Origin of the sequence: Simiduia agarivorans SA1 = DSM 21679 (assembly GCF_000305785.2) — a bacterium.
In the GTDB taxonomy this organism is placed as follows: Bacteria; Pseudomonadota; Gammaproteobacteria; order Pseudomonadales; family Cellvibrionaceae; genus Simiduia; species Simiduia agarivorans.
Genome location: NC_018868.3, coordinates 574,009 through 588,673, shown reverse-complemented (window position 1 = coordinate 588,673; position 14,665 = coordinate 574,009). Strand labels below are relative to the sequence as shown.

Here is a 14,665-nt window from a genome sequence, read left to right as displayed (position 1 = left end):
TATTCCTATTTAGAGTTCTGATATAGCACTTGAAAAGCGTTTTGCAAAATAATCTCTAGCGACATGTAGGTTTTCGACTTTAGAAAAGTAGTCCGAATACTTTTCTATTTGATTTTTGTAGCTTAGCGCTGATACTGAGTCCTCTACTTTCCGATTTATACGAGAGATATCCGTATCGACATCTACACCAGATGTAATTAGCATGGAGTCACGACTTATATCGACCAACGACAATTCAAATTGTTTTTCTGTCACAACAGGTACACCTAGAACTGCATAGGCGTCGAATAGCTTTTCAGTACAATAGAACGGTGCAGCAGTATTTTCTATGGCGCTAACGTACCTTACATTTCCCGTAAGTTTTTGCAGCTTATCTGCGTGCCAATCATGCAGCTTCTGCCTTGGCAAATCGGAGTGCCAACCTTTACCCTGAATAAAAAATCCACTACGGTTAAATAGCTTTTCGGACAATTTAGACCTATAAACACTTTGCGCAAAGCAATTTAATTCAGGAAATGACTTGTTATATTTATCATCCAATCTTTTTTCTGCAATCGACGCAAAAACCGATGTTGCGCGTGACCAGGACTCAATAATTTCACGCTCCTTTAATGCTGCGTTCCTTCTAAATGCCATACAATACTGAAGAAAATATTTATCCTCAGTAGTAATAAAATATGGGATATTAATATATTCAAAAGCGTCGCTAGTGAAGTGGTTTATGTTGTAATAATGAAACTCTTTTCCAGAAATAGTAATGTTCCATGTAGAACTACTGAAACCATCTGACCACAATGAATCCCAAAGTGGCTCCTCACTTAAAACAACAATTTTCGCATTTGGGTTATCATCTAAAACTTGAGAGATTTTGTCAGCGCAAGAATAGAAATCAGTTTTAAATCCTAGCACTAAATAGTCGACAGAAGAGGCATTCGAGACAACCTCATATCCATAGTTCGCAAAATGCGGCAGGTAACATTTATAGAAGAAGGGGGTCCTTACTGAATGCTTTCCGATCAAATAAACTTTTTTCACGACAATACCTCAGAGTTCTCATTGCTCTTTAAATAATTCGTCAAGGTTTCTAAGTCGTAAACTCCGTCGGGAAGCGAGAAGCCCATGCGCGTTAAAACACCCAAACCCTGTTCAATAGGCTGACTATGATTAAAGTAGTAAGAGACTAAGCTGATTAGCATAAAATGAAGATCTGCAGCGCTTCTACCGGTCACTTTAGATGCCAGAAGTGCGTAGGCAGAATCGCCCAATGGTGCAGGAATTTCCAGGACGAAAGAAATTATATCTGTAATAAATGAAGATCGACCATATTTGAACTTCAAGAGCCTCAAAGCATTTAGCTTGTCTTCATAGAGGTCCTTGCTATCAGACTTTGCAAGTGTTTCAGGCAACTGCTCAATGCTGGCCTTATCTTCACCTATAAAAAATGCCGCTGACTTCCAGAGTGATATGTCGCCTGGCACTTTGTAATCGTCTGCAAGTATAACAGGCACCACCCCCATTTCTACGCACTCCCAAAGCCTAATAGAGTTTGGCCCACTTCCTGAAGGACACAATGCATACTTAGTATCTAGCATGACCTGTAAATATTCCTCACTCCTATTTTTCTCCTGCTCAATCTCCTCTTTAGTTTGTTCTTCACCTTTAATCTGGGTTTTATAAACAACATTGTTATAGTGCCATGAATCACGACCTATAACTAATCCGCCTTTAGAATCCGACAGGCAATCGATAATAATATTTCTAGATTCCGTCAAGTACCATTTATTTGCCCTCGCACCGACAAAGGAAAATAGATACTTTTTTTCCTCCCAGGCAGGGGTTTCATACGCAACCTGAGTTGGATACAGCGGAAATGGCAATATGTCAACGCCTTCGTCTACGGCAGGAGATAGAGATGAAATAGTTGCGTGACTCCAAAATACAGTGGTTATACCTACATCTTTAAACAGGTATAGATGCTTTAGCATCCTAATATGTTGGCAAACAGAAATCACAACATCAAACTTTGCAAGTTCTTCCTTGAAAGAATAGAGCTCCTCTAAAAGCTCGTCTTTATCCTTAGCCCCTTTATCTATTCGATCGATCAAGGTAGCCCATGGAAACGCGAAGTAAACTACTCCATTGCGAGCAGGACAAAGTTCGCGAACTTTCTTAAATGCGTGGTACTCAGTAATGGCTGGGTACTGCCAGCTATGGTCGACACCAACGATTCTTATACCACTATTAGTCATTTTCAAACCCACAAAACATTTCGTCATACCGTATAATTCTGAATTTTATAAGCTCAACTTAAAATATGATCAACTCTTGTAATACCAATCATCAAACTTCGCCTCTACTCTTTTATAGCCATGAGTAGTTAACAATTTGAAAATATCATCTCTCCGCGGAGTAAAGTTGTGCTCGACGGTGATCAATTGAATGTTCCATTCTTCAAAAGGAAAACTAGAGAGTATTTCATACTCGCTCCCTTCTGTGTCGACACTCATATAATCTATGTTTTTTGGAGCATTATGCTCTACCAGCCAATCATTTAAACTAATGGTCTCAATCTCTACTAGACCATTGACTTTTTGGTAAGCAGACCTTTTATCCGAGTGCCCGTCCTGGCTAGCATACTTACTGAATCCGCCAAACTCATCCGCAAACACAAACTCGACCAACTCGCCGGTAGTTGCGCTTATGCAGGCGTCGGATACTTCACAGTTTCGGTTAGATTTTAACTTGCTGAAAAACTTTGGATTTGGTTCGGAGCAAAGTCCCGACCAAGAGAACTCCTTTTCGAGCAAGAATGTATTGCTTAGCAGTACACCGTCAGTTGCGCCAAACTCTACAAAATAGCCATTGCGCTTATAGTTTGTTCTCTCCAATACCCATAGGTCTTGCCCAAGTTGAGACGGCGACTTTTTCTGCAAATCACGAATGCACTCATCAGATCCTAAGCTATAGATCGAAGAACTTTCGTTAGAATCCGTGTTGTATAACTGTCCTTTCGTATAACTTAAACTAAGTTCATGATTCAGCAGAGATATCTCACTTTCAAGCACTAAGAGATGAGCTTGAAGGTCTTTAGATTTTTGATCACCTCTTTTTACCTCCTTCAACTTACCGGCTACTAATTCTGATGCTTGCGGTAGAAGCCCAAGTGCAGACAGCTCACTTACAGCCCTAGAATGGGAGACCAGCTCAGCATTACGTATACCAACGTCAACTGCCAATTTAAAGTAGTCTTTAGAAGAGTCTCGATCCTCCCTCAGTGCTGAAATTCGACCCAATGAGTTATACAATCCTGAGACCAGTATTCTAGCCACCATTGTTTTATTTGCGTTTAACGCTAGCCCCTGACGAAAGTAGCGCTGACCGTTATTACAGTCCAACAAATGAAAGTAAGCGGAACCTATCAATACACTAATCGCCGCACCGTCCTGACAGCCTAGCAAATCTAATGCGGACATTTTGACGAGCTCTTCCCATTTACCAAACAGCCAATAGGCTTTCGCTTGACTCAGGACGTTCTCTTCAGCATCCACAATGGAAGCCAATTCTTGGAAAAATTCACCTTCAGGCATGATTAAAAAACCTTTTCGCGAATTATTAAATCTTTGATAAAGTCAACTTGCCCTTCTAAACTTGCTATTTCAAGCTCAAGCTTGCTGTTCCGATAGTTTTTTTCCTCGACTTTAGCATTTACTTCCTCAAGTCTAGACTCGAGCAATTCGGAATTTGCTTGTGATTTACTTAACTTTTCGTTAAGTGATTTAATTTCAGACTTTAACCCTGAGTTCCATTTTGAATGCTCGCTCAACAGACTTACCTTGTTTTCAAGCTCCTTCGCCAGCTCTTTACACTTAGCCTGAAATTCTTCCGCAGCATCCCGCGCATTTTTAGCTTCGCTTTCTAGTCTTTCCATTTCGCTTCTGGTGACAGTTCTGGACTTCTCTAAATCTGATGTTGTCCTTTCTAGTTTTTTTTCATAATCTTTTTTTTCTTCTGAAAGATTAGAAATTGTCAACCTTAAGTAATCTATTTCCTTTTCATACTCATTGGATTTTAACTGAGCTTCCGTTAAGAAAGTACTGTATCGTTCCTCGGCATTCTGCAATCGAGTCCAAAGTGCGCTCGACTTAAACTTATAGAGAGGAAAATCTGGATCTTTGCTGATGCAACCGATAAGTTCGTAACCGTTCCTCATCATTAAGCCTTCTAGTTCTTCTCCGGTTTGCATCGTCTCGTAAACATTGCTGCGCGCACTAAGCACATAGATCTCGGAGAACCTAACTTTTGGTGCGTCGAACAAAGACTCCAATACTTCACAACTTCCAGAAATAAAATCTAAAACTAGCCTGTTATTTCCACTACCTATACCCTCAATCTCCAGCAAACGCCTAATCGGCAACGCAGAGACTTTTTTCGTTTGCACTAGCTTTAAACCTGGGTAGAGCTGTAATAACTTACTGGTCGCAGGTGATGTGCTGCTAAGTTGGCTCAAATTATATTCATACCAATCACACTCTCTGTCATCGAAACCAACTAATGCATGGAGAACCTTTACGCGCTCCTCGTTTCCGAATCGTTTGGTGAGCGTATTACAAAAAGCCTCATTCGAGTCAACAAGTAAAATTGACTCTGAAGCTTCGATGCATACATCGTCTCGTGTTACGGATCCAGAACCTATCCAAAGAACCAAATTAACTTTCCGGGTCATTGTTCCCTCCCAAACGAAATACACATTGTTACTGGTAGCTATCTTAGAGCATCAAATTTGCATTACAGGCTAAATATAACTCAACGGCAACAGAACTCTAGTTTGACTGCTCTTTTCTATAGTGTTAGATATCCCGCCTTATGATCTAGGCAATCGTAGCAACGAGGGCTGTCGACCCTCAGCCTGACCAAACTTTATAAAATGTATAAGTGGGTTCATACCTGAGTTCGCGACATCTGGATAATGACTCAAGTACCAATTACCATCGAACTTTAGACTGGGATATCGCCCTTCGGAAGCGCCATACTTAATATAGTGTTCGGCGGGGTTTATTCCTGCTTCGGCCACATCCTTGTAAGCTTCCAGGTACCACTGAACATCAAAGTACTCAGAGGTAAGTAGCAGAGCGCAATCACTAAGAATATTTTCATAACCATCTCCTCTTAGCGCCTTTTTCACCATGCGAATTGGCGCAAAGCCTTTCCATACAAAGGAGCTTTTAACTGAATCCATCTCTTTGCTTTGCATAGAAAGCTGAAAAGCCGTAGCAGCCAACTTTGACTTTAGCTGCTTAATTTCATGTCGTAGATTTTTTGAATCATTAGCTTCTTTAAGCAAATGGAGCCTATCTCTTTGTTGTTCCAAAGAATTAAACCTGATGAAGTAAGACTCTAGCTCCTCCTGCACTAATTGTAGCTGTTCCAATAGGATAGCTTTTTCTGACTCAACCTTAGTTAGCTGTCGCTTGTACGAGTAACTTTCTTTTAGTTTTGCATCCAACTTACAGATCTCGTTTTCTTTATTTTCAAGCCTCTTGACCCAACGCTCATCGACCAGCTTAAAAGCTTCATGATTCCTCCTCCAAGTTTCAGCCTGTCTCTTACTCTGAAAAAAATGGCGTTCGGCTTCTTTTTGCAAACAGGAAATCTGCTCCTCGAGCAGGATAACCTTCTGAGACTTCAATCTTAGATTGTCAAATAAAGCAGAAATGTTAAAGCTATAACCCATATCATCCCTAACAGGAATACTGCAAGCATAAACCATGGATGACATGTCACTTATGTACTGGCACTGCGAAACGTACTGGCTTGCCAGCAACAGCTCGTAAGAATTGCCTTTCTTTAAAAACTCTGCTCCACTAATTTTCAAACCTTGGTTAACCAAAATACTTCTGGTTTTTTCTAAATCTTCATATGGAGAATGTATATCAACAAGTTTAATCCTGTGGCGTTGCAAACGTTGAATATCCAGCAATTGCTTGATCTCTTTGGACCACAACCTTGATGCTTTCTCTATATCTGAACCGGATTTCAATGTGTTCACAATAAAATATTCGGCAGTTTGATAAAAAACAAACACCTCATCAAAAACATTCAGCTCATCTAGACGCGAATCTAAACTGAATACATCTATTGGATCTTCAACTAGCATGTCAGTTTTGGGCGGAAATTCAACAACGTCAATACTATCGATAGTATTTATGTTGATGGCACAAACCCAATCTTTCCAAGCTGGCACACTAGCAACGCTTATAATTAGTTTCATTGTCCTTCCCCACCCCGGAAACAGGTTTCGACTACTTGGTGATATCGCTAACTAATGGAAAAATGGATTACACGGGACCAACCGTATTTAGACGGGCCATAAAATTCTTATATGCATCAGCGACAACAGAAACATCACCAGATTCCTTTAGACATCCACCTTCAAGCCACATCGCGCGGCTACAAATGCGAGATACTTGTGCCGCATTGTGACTCACAAATATCACTGTTTGCGAACCCTGAACCCTATCCAAAAGTGCGGCCTCAGCCTTTTGATTGAACGACGCATCGCCAACACTAAGAGTTTCATCTATTAGAAGTAAATCCACTTTCAATGTGAGTGCTGTTGAAAACCCAAGCCTCGAACGCATGCCAGCAGAGTAAGTTTTAACAGGGCGTTCAAAGAACGCGCCTAACTCCGAGAAGTTTTTAATATCATCAAGAAGGCTTCTGGCGTAATCCTTGCTCGCGCCTTGAAGCATACAACTTAGCATTGCATTATTACGGCCGGATAACTGCGGATTAAACCCTAACCCTAAGGTCAATAGTGCTGAAGTTAAAGGCTGGGCCATTAGAACATTACCGCTAGTTGGCTTAATTATCCCAGCCAAGAGGCGAAGAACTGAACTCTTTCCGCATCCGTTTCTACCCATAATGCCAAATGTTTCGCCCGCATATACCTCGAAGCTTAAATCTTTGATAGCATGATGGTAAAACCTATTAAATAGACCGAACGAAGAATATTTTAGCCCGATATTTTTCGCCATGATTAACGGTTGCGGATAACATTCACTCATGAATTCAGTACCTTTTCTGCCAAATAGTGCTGCGTCACATGAAATACAAAATGTAAAAAAGCAATCATAGCCACAAAAGTACCAGCCAAAATTCCTAAATGCATCACATTGGGAGCTACACCTAGAAGTAGTATCTGTCTGTAAGAATCTAAGATGAAGGCTAGTGGCTGATATGAGAATACGAACACCTGAATTTCAGGGTTGGCAATTTCGCGAACATCAAAAAAGACGCCAGATGTAAACATTAGAAACATGGTCACCATACCTACAACCATCTTTACATCAGGCACTACTGCGCAAGCCCATGCAAATGGGAGAGAAATAACCACGACAAATAGAAGATTGACTGCCACCACCACAGGCAACCACCACCATGCTGAGCTAAAATTTGTCACTCCTACAACAAACAAAAATGCAATCAGTACAAAAAAAACAACCAGCTGTTTGTAAAAGCTTTCCAAAAATGCAATATACGGAAACAACAACATAGAAAGACTTGTTTGACTTATCAGTCCTTTATTACTGGCTACACTCCCAGATGCTTGACTAAGACCTTTACTCACCCACATATAGGGCACATAGCCAACAATTAGAAAATAGAAGAACCCCGGCTTTCCGCGGAGAAGAAATAATTCGAAAACCAAATAGAACATGCCAACGAATAACAGTGGCTCTAGTATCCACCACATGTAATTTAGGTAGGTGCGTGAGGCATTCGCCCGTAACGACATTTTTGCCTGAGTATCTACTAAGGACAAAAACCGCTTCAGTCTTACGAACATTGATAGGCTTTTGTTTTTCATGGAATTAGTCATGGTTTGATTTAGATCACTAGCGATAACACTGGCAGATTATCAAATTCGCTTAACAGTAAAACGCTGGATCACAAGCCGTCCCGGCCTATTGTTGGGATCAAAGCGAATCCACTTACCAAGATCATTATCGTCCAATAAGTAGTACAACGTATTATCACCTTTCATAATCTGCTTACGAATAGATGCAGCCTCTGAAAAGCGTGCTCCCTCTGCCCCACCGTCTTTGGAATAGAACAGCTGTGCCATCCCATCAAATTCGGACCAGACTTCTACTTTAACGACATACTTGCCACCAGATTCGATTGGCAAGACAGGGAAGACCAACATGGGATCCCTGTCCGTTGCTTCAATTTCCAGAGTACCGTCATCGGAAATCCCCATTTTTGCCTGATCATTTGTTGTAAGCTCTGAAAAGTTATCGTCGAACATAACGCGATAGCTGCCTTCAAATTGCTCTTCAATCGTCATTGGTTTGCTATCGCAGCCGGCGAGAGTTACAAATGATGCAATTACCACCAAGGACCTTAACGCGTAAGCTATGTTCATATATTTCTCGCTCATAATTTCAAAGTTTCGTAACTTGTTAACTGCTATTTCGAAAAAGCGTGGCCGCAACCAGATTGGTTTAAAAGACCATGCCATATACCTTTGAGGCCCCACCGAAAGCGCTGTACGCCATCTCCACGCCTCGCTGCATTGACCAAAAGCTTGGGAAGCATTAGCGCTAGATTGCGTAGCTTCCAATACAAAGGCACATAAGACCTGCGACACAACAACAGTACGTTACGAAATTGGTAGTAAAGCCTGAAGGGTGCGCTCACCCGGTAGCGAAAACCAAGCAGTTGCTTATCAGCTTCTCCTTGATGGTGAAGCATAACGACACCAGGGCTTTGAAACAAAGCATAGCTCTTGGCCCGGGCCCGCCAGCACCATTCATGGTCTACAGCGTCGATAAACAACGATTCATCCATAATGCCAACGTCATCGAGGGCAGCGGTATTAATCAACATGCCTGAGGCGATGAGCTGGGAGACAAACCCTTCATTTGCATTTCTAGGTTTGGCTATCAGGGCCTGATCTCTACGTCCATTACGGGCGCTTATAACTACGGGTCCGACCGCAGCAATCTTTCTGCCCTGCTCTGTCAGTTGGCGCATATCATCAGCCAGCAGGGCGATCATGTCCGATTCAATCTGGCTATCCTGATCAAATAGCGCACAGTATTGCGCCCCTTCTTTCAAGGCCATTTTTAACCCGACGTTGTGAGCAGAGGCAATGCCGGTATTTTTCCCTGGGAAGATGTACTCAACACAATCAAGCTCAAAATCGTGCGCGTGACTTTCCGGTGAATTGTCTATTACCACAACCTTGGATACCTGATCGAGTAATGTCCTTAAAAGTCTCAAGGCCAGAGTCAATTCCGGGTTGTAGAGCACCACCACGGCGTAAACCATGATTATCTCCCCCCACCCTTTTGCCGGTCAAAGGAGTAGGCAGACCTCAGTAGCCATGCGGGCATAAGTCGGACAGCAAATACAGCTAGCGCATAAAGCAGGTTAAACGTGCTGTATTGCGTCAACTCCCTCATCACATAGAGCCGGGCCTGAAGCTCTGCGAAGTTACGCTGTAATCCCCTTCGGCGGTAGAAGTCCTTATTGACGGTAAACTTAAGCAGAGCCTCAGGTAGGTTGGCAAACCGGAAGCCTGCCTTTGCCAGCTCAGCCCAGAATCTCAGGTCTTCAACATAGGAAAAGGCTGTTGGGTAGCGGAAACCACGTCTGAATATCCGGCCGCGAAATGCGACTGTAGGGTGGTAAAGATGGGATCGTCTCGCTAATGCACCCACAATTTCATCGCCGGCCGTTGGAGGGATGCGGACAATCTGCTTACCATTGCCGTCCAATTCAATCATGCCAGTGCCCAGTACATCGACATTGGGCGATTCCTTGAAAAAAGCCAGCTGCCGGCTAAATCGCTCCGGCAGCGCTTCATCATCAGCGTCCATACGAAAGTAAAAGTCAGGCGAAAACTGCTCGGCCCAGTCAATCGCCAGATTCAGACTGTGGGCCAGGCCCCGATTTTCATGCTGCTGAATCAGGATTACGCTGGCTTCCGATTGATCGCATGCTTTCAATACCGCATTGATCTCATCCGAAACGGAACCGTCAATAACTATAATAAACAGGCAGGCCGAAGAGGACTGCCGCAGAATACTGACAATCGCGCGGTTTACTTGAATAGGCGTATCACCCGCATAAACTGCCATGATACAAACGGCACGTACTTGATCAGGCAGAGCTTTCTGGCTCAGCAGGCTGGCCCCCGACTTACTAGACATCGGAGCGCTAGGGGTTATGTGTGATATGGCGTGTGAAATCTGCATCTAGCGCAGCCTCACTAGCGAATTGAAGTTGATCGCTTCGGGCTCACCAAGGCCGAAACCCTCGTTCATCAGAGTCAATGCTGGATGATAAGCCGGGTCTGCTTGGATAATGCATTGCCATTGCGTTTTAAGAAAGTCTACTTCGCCTTGGAACCTGCGCTGTTTTTCCGCGGTATCTTCCGCACCCCGGCTGATGGATTCGTGGTGGTACAGCACGGCTTCCGCACAATAAACGTTTCTCAGGCCTGCCTGGGTGAGTCGCAGGCATAGGTCAACATCATTGAACGCCACCGCAAGGTTTTGCTCGTTGAAACCACCTATCGCCTCAAATTTGTTGCGCTCAATGAGCATACAGGCTGCCGTGACCGCAGAGTAGTTATTGGTCGCAGCTAATCTCTGTAGGTAACCCTGATGATCCCGGGGATAGTACTTGTGCGCATGTCCGGCGCCGCCACCATAGCCCATCACAACACCAGCATGTTGAACCCGGTTGTCAGGGTACAGAAGTTTAGCACCGACACCACCTATGTCAGACCGCAGAGCATGACCTACCATAAAGGTCAGCCAATCGGGTGAAATTACTTCTATGTCATTATTCAGAAATGCGAGCACACTGCCTTTCACGTGACTAACTGCAAAATTATTGATAGCAGAATAGTTGAATGGTTTGTTGTAATGCAGAAGCTTCAAAGTGCCGCGCTCTGCCAGGGCAGAGAAATACTCAGCACACGCTGGATCGTCGGTATTATTGCTTACCAATATGATTTCATAGTTGGGGTAAGTGGTTTTAGTAACAATGGAATCAATGCAGGTTTGCACCAAATCTTTTGCATTGCGCGTAGGAATTACAATGCTGACTAACGGTTCAGGCGAAACATTCCAATGAACGATCAAGCGATTGCCCTGCTCTGCCAGCTCCGCTTTACCCGCACTTACCAATGCACGATCCACGCCTTCATTAAACCGATCCAATCCAAAGCTAACAGTTTCAGGTTGCGCTACAAGTACTAATGGCAGGTGGCGGATTACTTTATATCGATCTTGCAGATAAGTGCGAATGAGCAGTAACGCGATTGCTTCCGGGCCTTCGGTCACATCAAGCAGGTGGCTTTGCAATTCAGTGGCGGGCAACCACAGGCCGGTACGTACGTATGCAGTGCTGAGCTGCAAATCTGGGTTCCAGGCGGGATAGTATTTTGGGGTTAATTCGCCAGCCTCACCTGTTGAGTCTGTGTCCACATAAAAGATGCAAGACAAATCGTCCTTGGCCAAACGCGCCAGCATTTCGACGGAGTCTGATTTCAGTTGATCTCCAGCATTGATGAAAAAGCCGCCGCAATCATCACCAACGACATTTGATAGTGTGGCTGCCAGCGCCTTGGCGTCGCCACATACCAGCGAGAATGCGTTTGTTTCACTTATTTCAGGCGTAACCTTTTGTTCTTGGTCTCCTTGGCGCCAGACAACTACAGCATCAGGTTGACGTGACTGTTCACCGATCGACGCAAGAGTACTTCGAGTAAAATCTTGATCTTCGGGTCGATCAATAATCACCACAGCAATCTTAGCGGACGCCTGCTTGTCTCCCAATCGTGCGAACATTTCACTTCGACGCTGAAGCTGGCGAGCATAAAGACCCGCTGTTTCTGCCTGAGTTGGCACACCAGGAAAAACGCCCAGTACTCCCATACATCGGAGGTATAGCGCCCGGGTTCGGGCGCTCGCGCGCAGCACATCCTTCATGCCTTCTGGCACCTTGGAAAGCACTGCTCCAACAAACAACGCGACCCGGGACATTACAGACGTTAACCTTTATTGGCCTTTGGCAATGTTTTTAGCACCCCAATGTGGGAAGTGCTTGCGAACTAACGCGTTAAGCTCGATTTCAAATTGGCTATAAGCCGGATTATCAGCTCGGCTTTCACGCTCTGCAGCGGATACCACCATACCGGCACCAATGGTGACGTTGGTCAGCCGATCAATCACAATAAATGAACCCGTTGCACGGTTTTGCTCGTAGGGATCTACCACCACGCGCTGACTGAGCTCTATGTTTACCAAGGCTATATCATTGAGTGCCAATGCATCAGAAGCTTGGGTTTGCTGTGTGTTTACGTCTATACGGTGCTCAATAGCATTGACATGGCCAGAGACTGTTTTACCTGCAAATTTAAACAGGTATTCCTTACTGGTTTCGAGTGTGCTCTCACTCATCCACACTAGATGAGCATTAATGGCATTTACGTCACTTACCGGATCTGCAGCTTTTACAATCATGTCGCCACGGCTGATGTCGATTTCATCATCAAGGGTAAGGGCGACGGATTGATCCACAAAAGCCTCATCAATTTCACCGCCTGCCGTAATAATGGCCTTCACGGTACTTGTTTTACCGCTAGGTAAGACTTTGACTTCGTCACCCTTGGCGATAACACCACTGGCAACAGTTCCACAGAATCCACGGAAATTCAGGTTCGGGCGATTAACATATTGCACAGGAAAGCGAAAATCGGAAAGGTTGCGATCCTCCGCTATGGGTGCGCTTTCCAGTATTTCCATTAGCGTTTGACCGATATACCAATCGCAACGAGTGCTACGGTCAACCACATTATCCCCATCCAACGCAGATATGGGTACATAGTTGACGTCACTCATGCCAAGTTTTTCCGCAAGCTGGGCGTAATCAGCTTTGATAGATTCGAACTTGGCTTGATCGAAATCGAGCAGGTCCATTTTATTAATGGCACATACAATGTGCTTGATACCAAGCAGTGAAGCGATATAGCTGTGGCGACGGGTCTGTGTTTGCACACCATAACGGGCGTCGATCAGAATGATGGCCAGGTCGCACGTTGAGGCCCCGGTGACCATATTGCGCGTGTACTGCTCGTGGCCGGGCGTATCTGCAATAATGAACTTGCGCTTTTCGGTGGAGAAGTAACGGTAGGCTACATCGATGGTAATACCCTGCTCTCTTTCAGCCTGCAGGCCGTCCACCAACAACGCCAGGTCAATTTTGTTACCGGTTGTTCCGTGCTTAGTTGAATCTTTTTCTATCGCTGCCAGTTGATCCTCAAAGATCATTTTTGAATCGTGCAGCAAGCGTCCGATTAATGTGGACTTACCATCATCAACCGAACCACAGGTTAAGAAGCGCAGAAGCTCTTTATCTTCATGCTGCTTAAGGTAAGCGTCGATATCTTCGGCAATTAAACTGGACTGATGTGACATAATTTCCTCGCATTGCGTGGGGTTTTTCTATCCCCTAAAACGCAACCTGCCCGACTATGTTCGGGCAGGTATTGCTGTGACTTTTAAAGTTGATTTAGAAGTAGCCTTCCTGCTTTTTCTTTTCCATCGATCCGGCGCTGTCGTTATCGATGACCCTGCCCTGTCGCTCGGAAGTTTTGGTGAGCAACATTTCCTGGATAATTTCGGGCAGTGTGGTTGCTTGTGACTCTACTGCTCCGGTCAGCGGATAGCATCCCAGCGTACGGAAGCGGACCATTTTTTCTTCCACCTTGTCTTCTGGTCCGATGGGCATACGGTCGTCGTCCACCATGATCAGCACACCATCTTTTTCGACTACTGGTCGCTTATCGGCGAAATAGAGTGGGACGATGGGAATGCCTTCCAAGTGGATGTATTGCCAGATATCCAGCTCGGTCCAGTTGGAGAGCGGGAATACACGGATGCTTTCGCCTTTATCTACTCGGCCATTGTAAATATTCCACAGTTCTGGACGCTGGTTTTTAGGGTCCCAACGATGGTTTTTGTCGCGGAATGAGTATACTCGCTCTTTAGCGCGGGATTTTTCTTCATCCCTGCGTGCGCCTCCGAATGCCGCGTCGAAGCCGTATTTGTTCAGCGCTTGCTTGAGCGCCTGGGTTTTCATAATGTCGGTGTGCTTGGCACTGCCGTGGGTGAACGGCCCTACCCCGGCTTTAACACCTTCTTCATTGATATGGACAATCAAATCCCAGCCAAGTTCCTTTACCCGCTGGTCGCGGAATTCAATCATTTCCTTGAACTTCCAGGTAGTATCCACGTGCATGAGCGGGAATGGTGGTTTACCCGGGTAAAACGCCTTCATGGTGAGGTGCATCATAACGGCGGAATCTTTGCCTACGGAATAGAGCATTACCGGGTTATCAAACTCTGCGGCTACTTCGCGGATGATATGAATACTTTCTGCCTCCAACTGCTGGAGGTGGGTCATTTTGTAGTTGGTGGTCATGGTCTTGGGAGGTTCGCTATCCTTGGCTGGCAGGCATTGTACACTCGTGCCAACTTATGTCAAAAATGTGACGGAATTATATGGGAAATCAGTAGGTTAGTCTCTAGGGTAGGAGAATATTTGGGAATAAGGGTATGCGTGAACTGGAAAGGTGGTTAACCGTTGA

The 14,665-nt window shown here is 44.6% G+C and carries 13 protein-coding genes; all 13 read right to left on the bottom strand.

All coding sequences use genetic code 11. The features are described from left to right. Positions 1–9 precede the first annotated feature (9 nt). The 13 genes from M5M_RS02645 to cysD all read right to left on the bottom strand — a co-directional run bounded on the left by M5M_RS02645 (position 10) and on the right by cysD (position 14,499). Positions 10–1,035, bottom strand: coding sequence for a hypothetical protein (locus tag M5M_RS02645; RefSeq protein WP_015045920.1), 1,026 nt, complete (start codon positions 1,033–1,035; stop codon positions 10–12). Then, positions 1,032–2,249: an exostosin domain-containing protein gene (locus M5M_RS02640; RefSeq protein ID WP_024330260.1), complete on the bottom strand. Its 1,218-nt coding sequence runs from the start codon at positions 2,247–2,249 to the stop codon at positions 1,032–1,034. Before M5M_RS02640 ends, M5M_RS02645 begins: the two co-directional genes overlap by 4 nt. Positions 2,250–2,318: 69 nt before the next feature. Then, entirely contained in the window at positions 2,319–3,587 is a 1,269-nt protein-coding gene (locus M5M_RS19280) for an FkbM family methyltransferase (protein WP_015045918.1), read from the bottom strand. A 2-nt stretch (positions 3,588–3,589) separates the two neighbouring features. Continuing rightward, positions 3,590–4,723, bottom strand: a complete 1,134-nt coding sequence (locus M5M_RS02630) for a hypothetical protein (protein ID WP_015045917.1) — start codon at positions 4,721–4,723, stop codon at positions 3,590–3,592. Between the two features lie 138 nt (positions 4,724–4,861). Then, entirely contained in the window at positions 4,862–6,268 is a 1,407-nt protein-coding gene (locus M5M_RS02625) for a hypothetical protein (protein ID WP_015045916.1), read from the bottom strand. A 67-nt stretch (positions 6,269–6,335) separates the two neighbouring features. Beyond that, positions 6,336–7,064, bottom strand: coding sequence for an ABC transporter ATP-binding protein (locus M5M_RS02620; RefSeq protein ID WP_015045915.1), 729 nt, complete (start codon positions 7,062–7,064; stop codon positions 6,336–6,338). Then, positions 7,061–7,867: an ABC transporter permease gene (locus M5M_RS02615; RefSeq protein ID WP_016389181.1), complete on the bottom strand. Its 807-nt coding sequence runs from the start codon at positions 7,865–7,867 to the stop codon at positions 7,061–7,063. Before M5M_RS02615 ends, M5M_RS02620 begins: the two co-directional genes overlap by 4 nt. Before the next feature lie 51 nt (positions 7,868–7,918). Further along, the gene (locus M5M_RS02610; protein WP_015045914.1) at positions 7,919–8,440 is read right to left on the bottom strand and encodes a hypothetical protein; all 522 of its coding nucleotides are present in this window, start codon (positions 8,438–8,440) and stop codon (positions 7,919–7,921) included. Between the two features lie 29 nt (positions 8,441–8,469). Continuing rightward, positions 8,470–9,333, bottom strand: coding sequence for a glycosyltransferase family 2 protein (locus tag M5M_RS02605; protein WP_015045913.1), 864 nt, complete (start codon positions 9,331–9,333; stop codon positions 8,470–8,472). A 2-nt stretch (positions 9,334–9,335) separates the two neighbouring features. Continuing rightward, positions 9,336–10,217 carry a glycosyltransferase gene (locus tag M5M_RS02600; protein ID WP_162141153.1) on the bottom strand — a complete coding sequence of 294 codons (882 nt, stop codon included), beginning with the start codon at positions 10,215–10,217 and terminating at the stop codon, positions 9,336–9,338. Positions 10,218–10,262: 45 nt separating this feature from the next. Beyond that, on the bottom strand, positions 10,263–12,005 hold the full coding sequence (locus M5M_RS02595) for a glycosyltransferase family 2 protein (RefSeq protein WP_162141154.1): 1,743 nt from the start codon (positions 12,003–12,005) through the stop codon (positions 10,263–10,265). A gap of 69 nt (positions 12,006–12,074) precedes the next feature. Continuing rightward, complete coding sequence (cysN, locus tag M5M_RS02590) at positions 12,075–13,493, bottom strand: sulfate adenylyltransferase subunit CysN (RefSeq protein ID WP_015045910.1); 1,419 nt, start codon at positions 13,491–13,493, stop codon at positions 12,075–12,077. Positions 13,494–13,587: 94 nt separating this feature from the next. After that, positions 13,588–14,499: a sulfate adenylyltransferase subunit CysD gene (gene cysD / locus M5M_RS02585; protein ID WP_015045909.1), complete on the bottom strand. Its 912-nt coding sequence runs from the start codon at positions 14,497–14,499 to the stop codon at positions 13,588–13,590. Positions 14,500–14,665 lie beyond the last annotated feature (166 nt).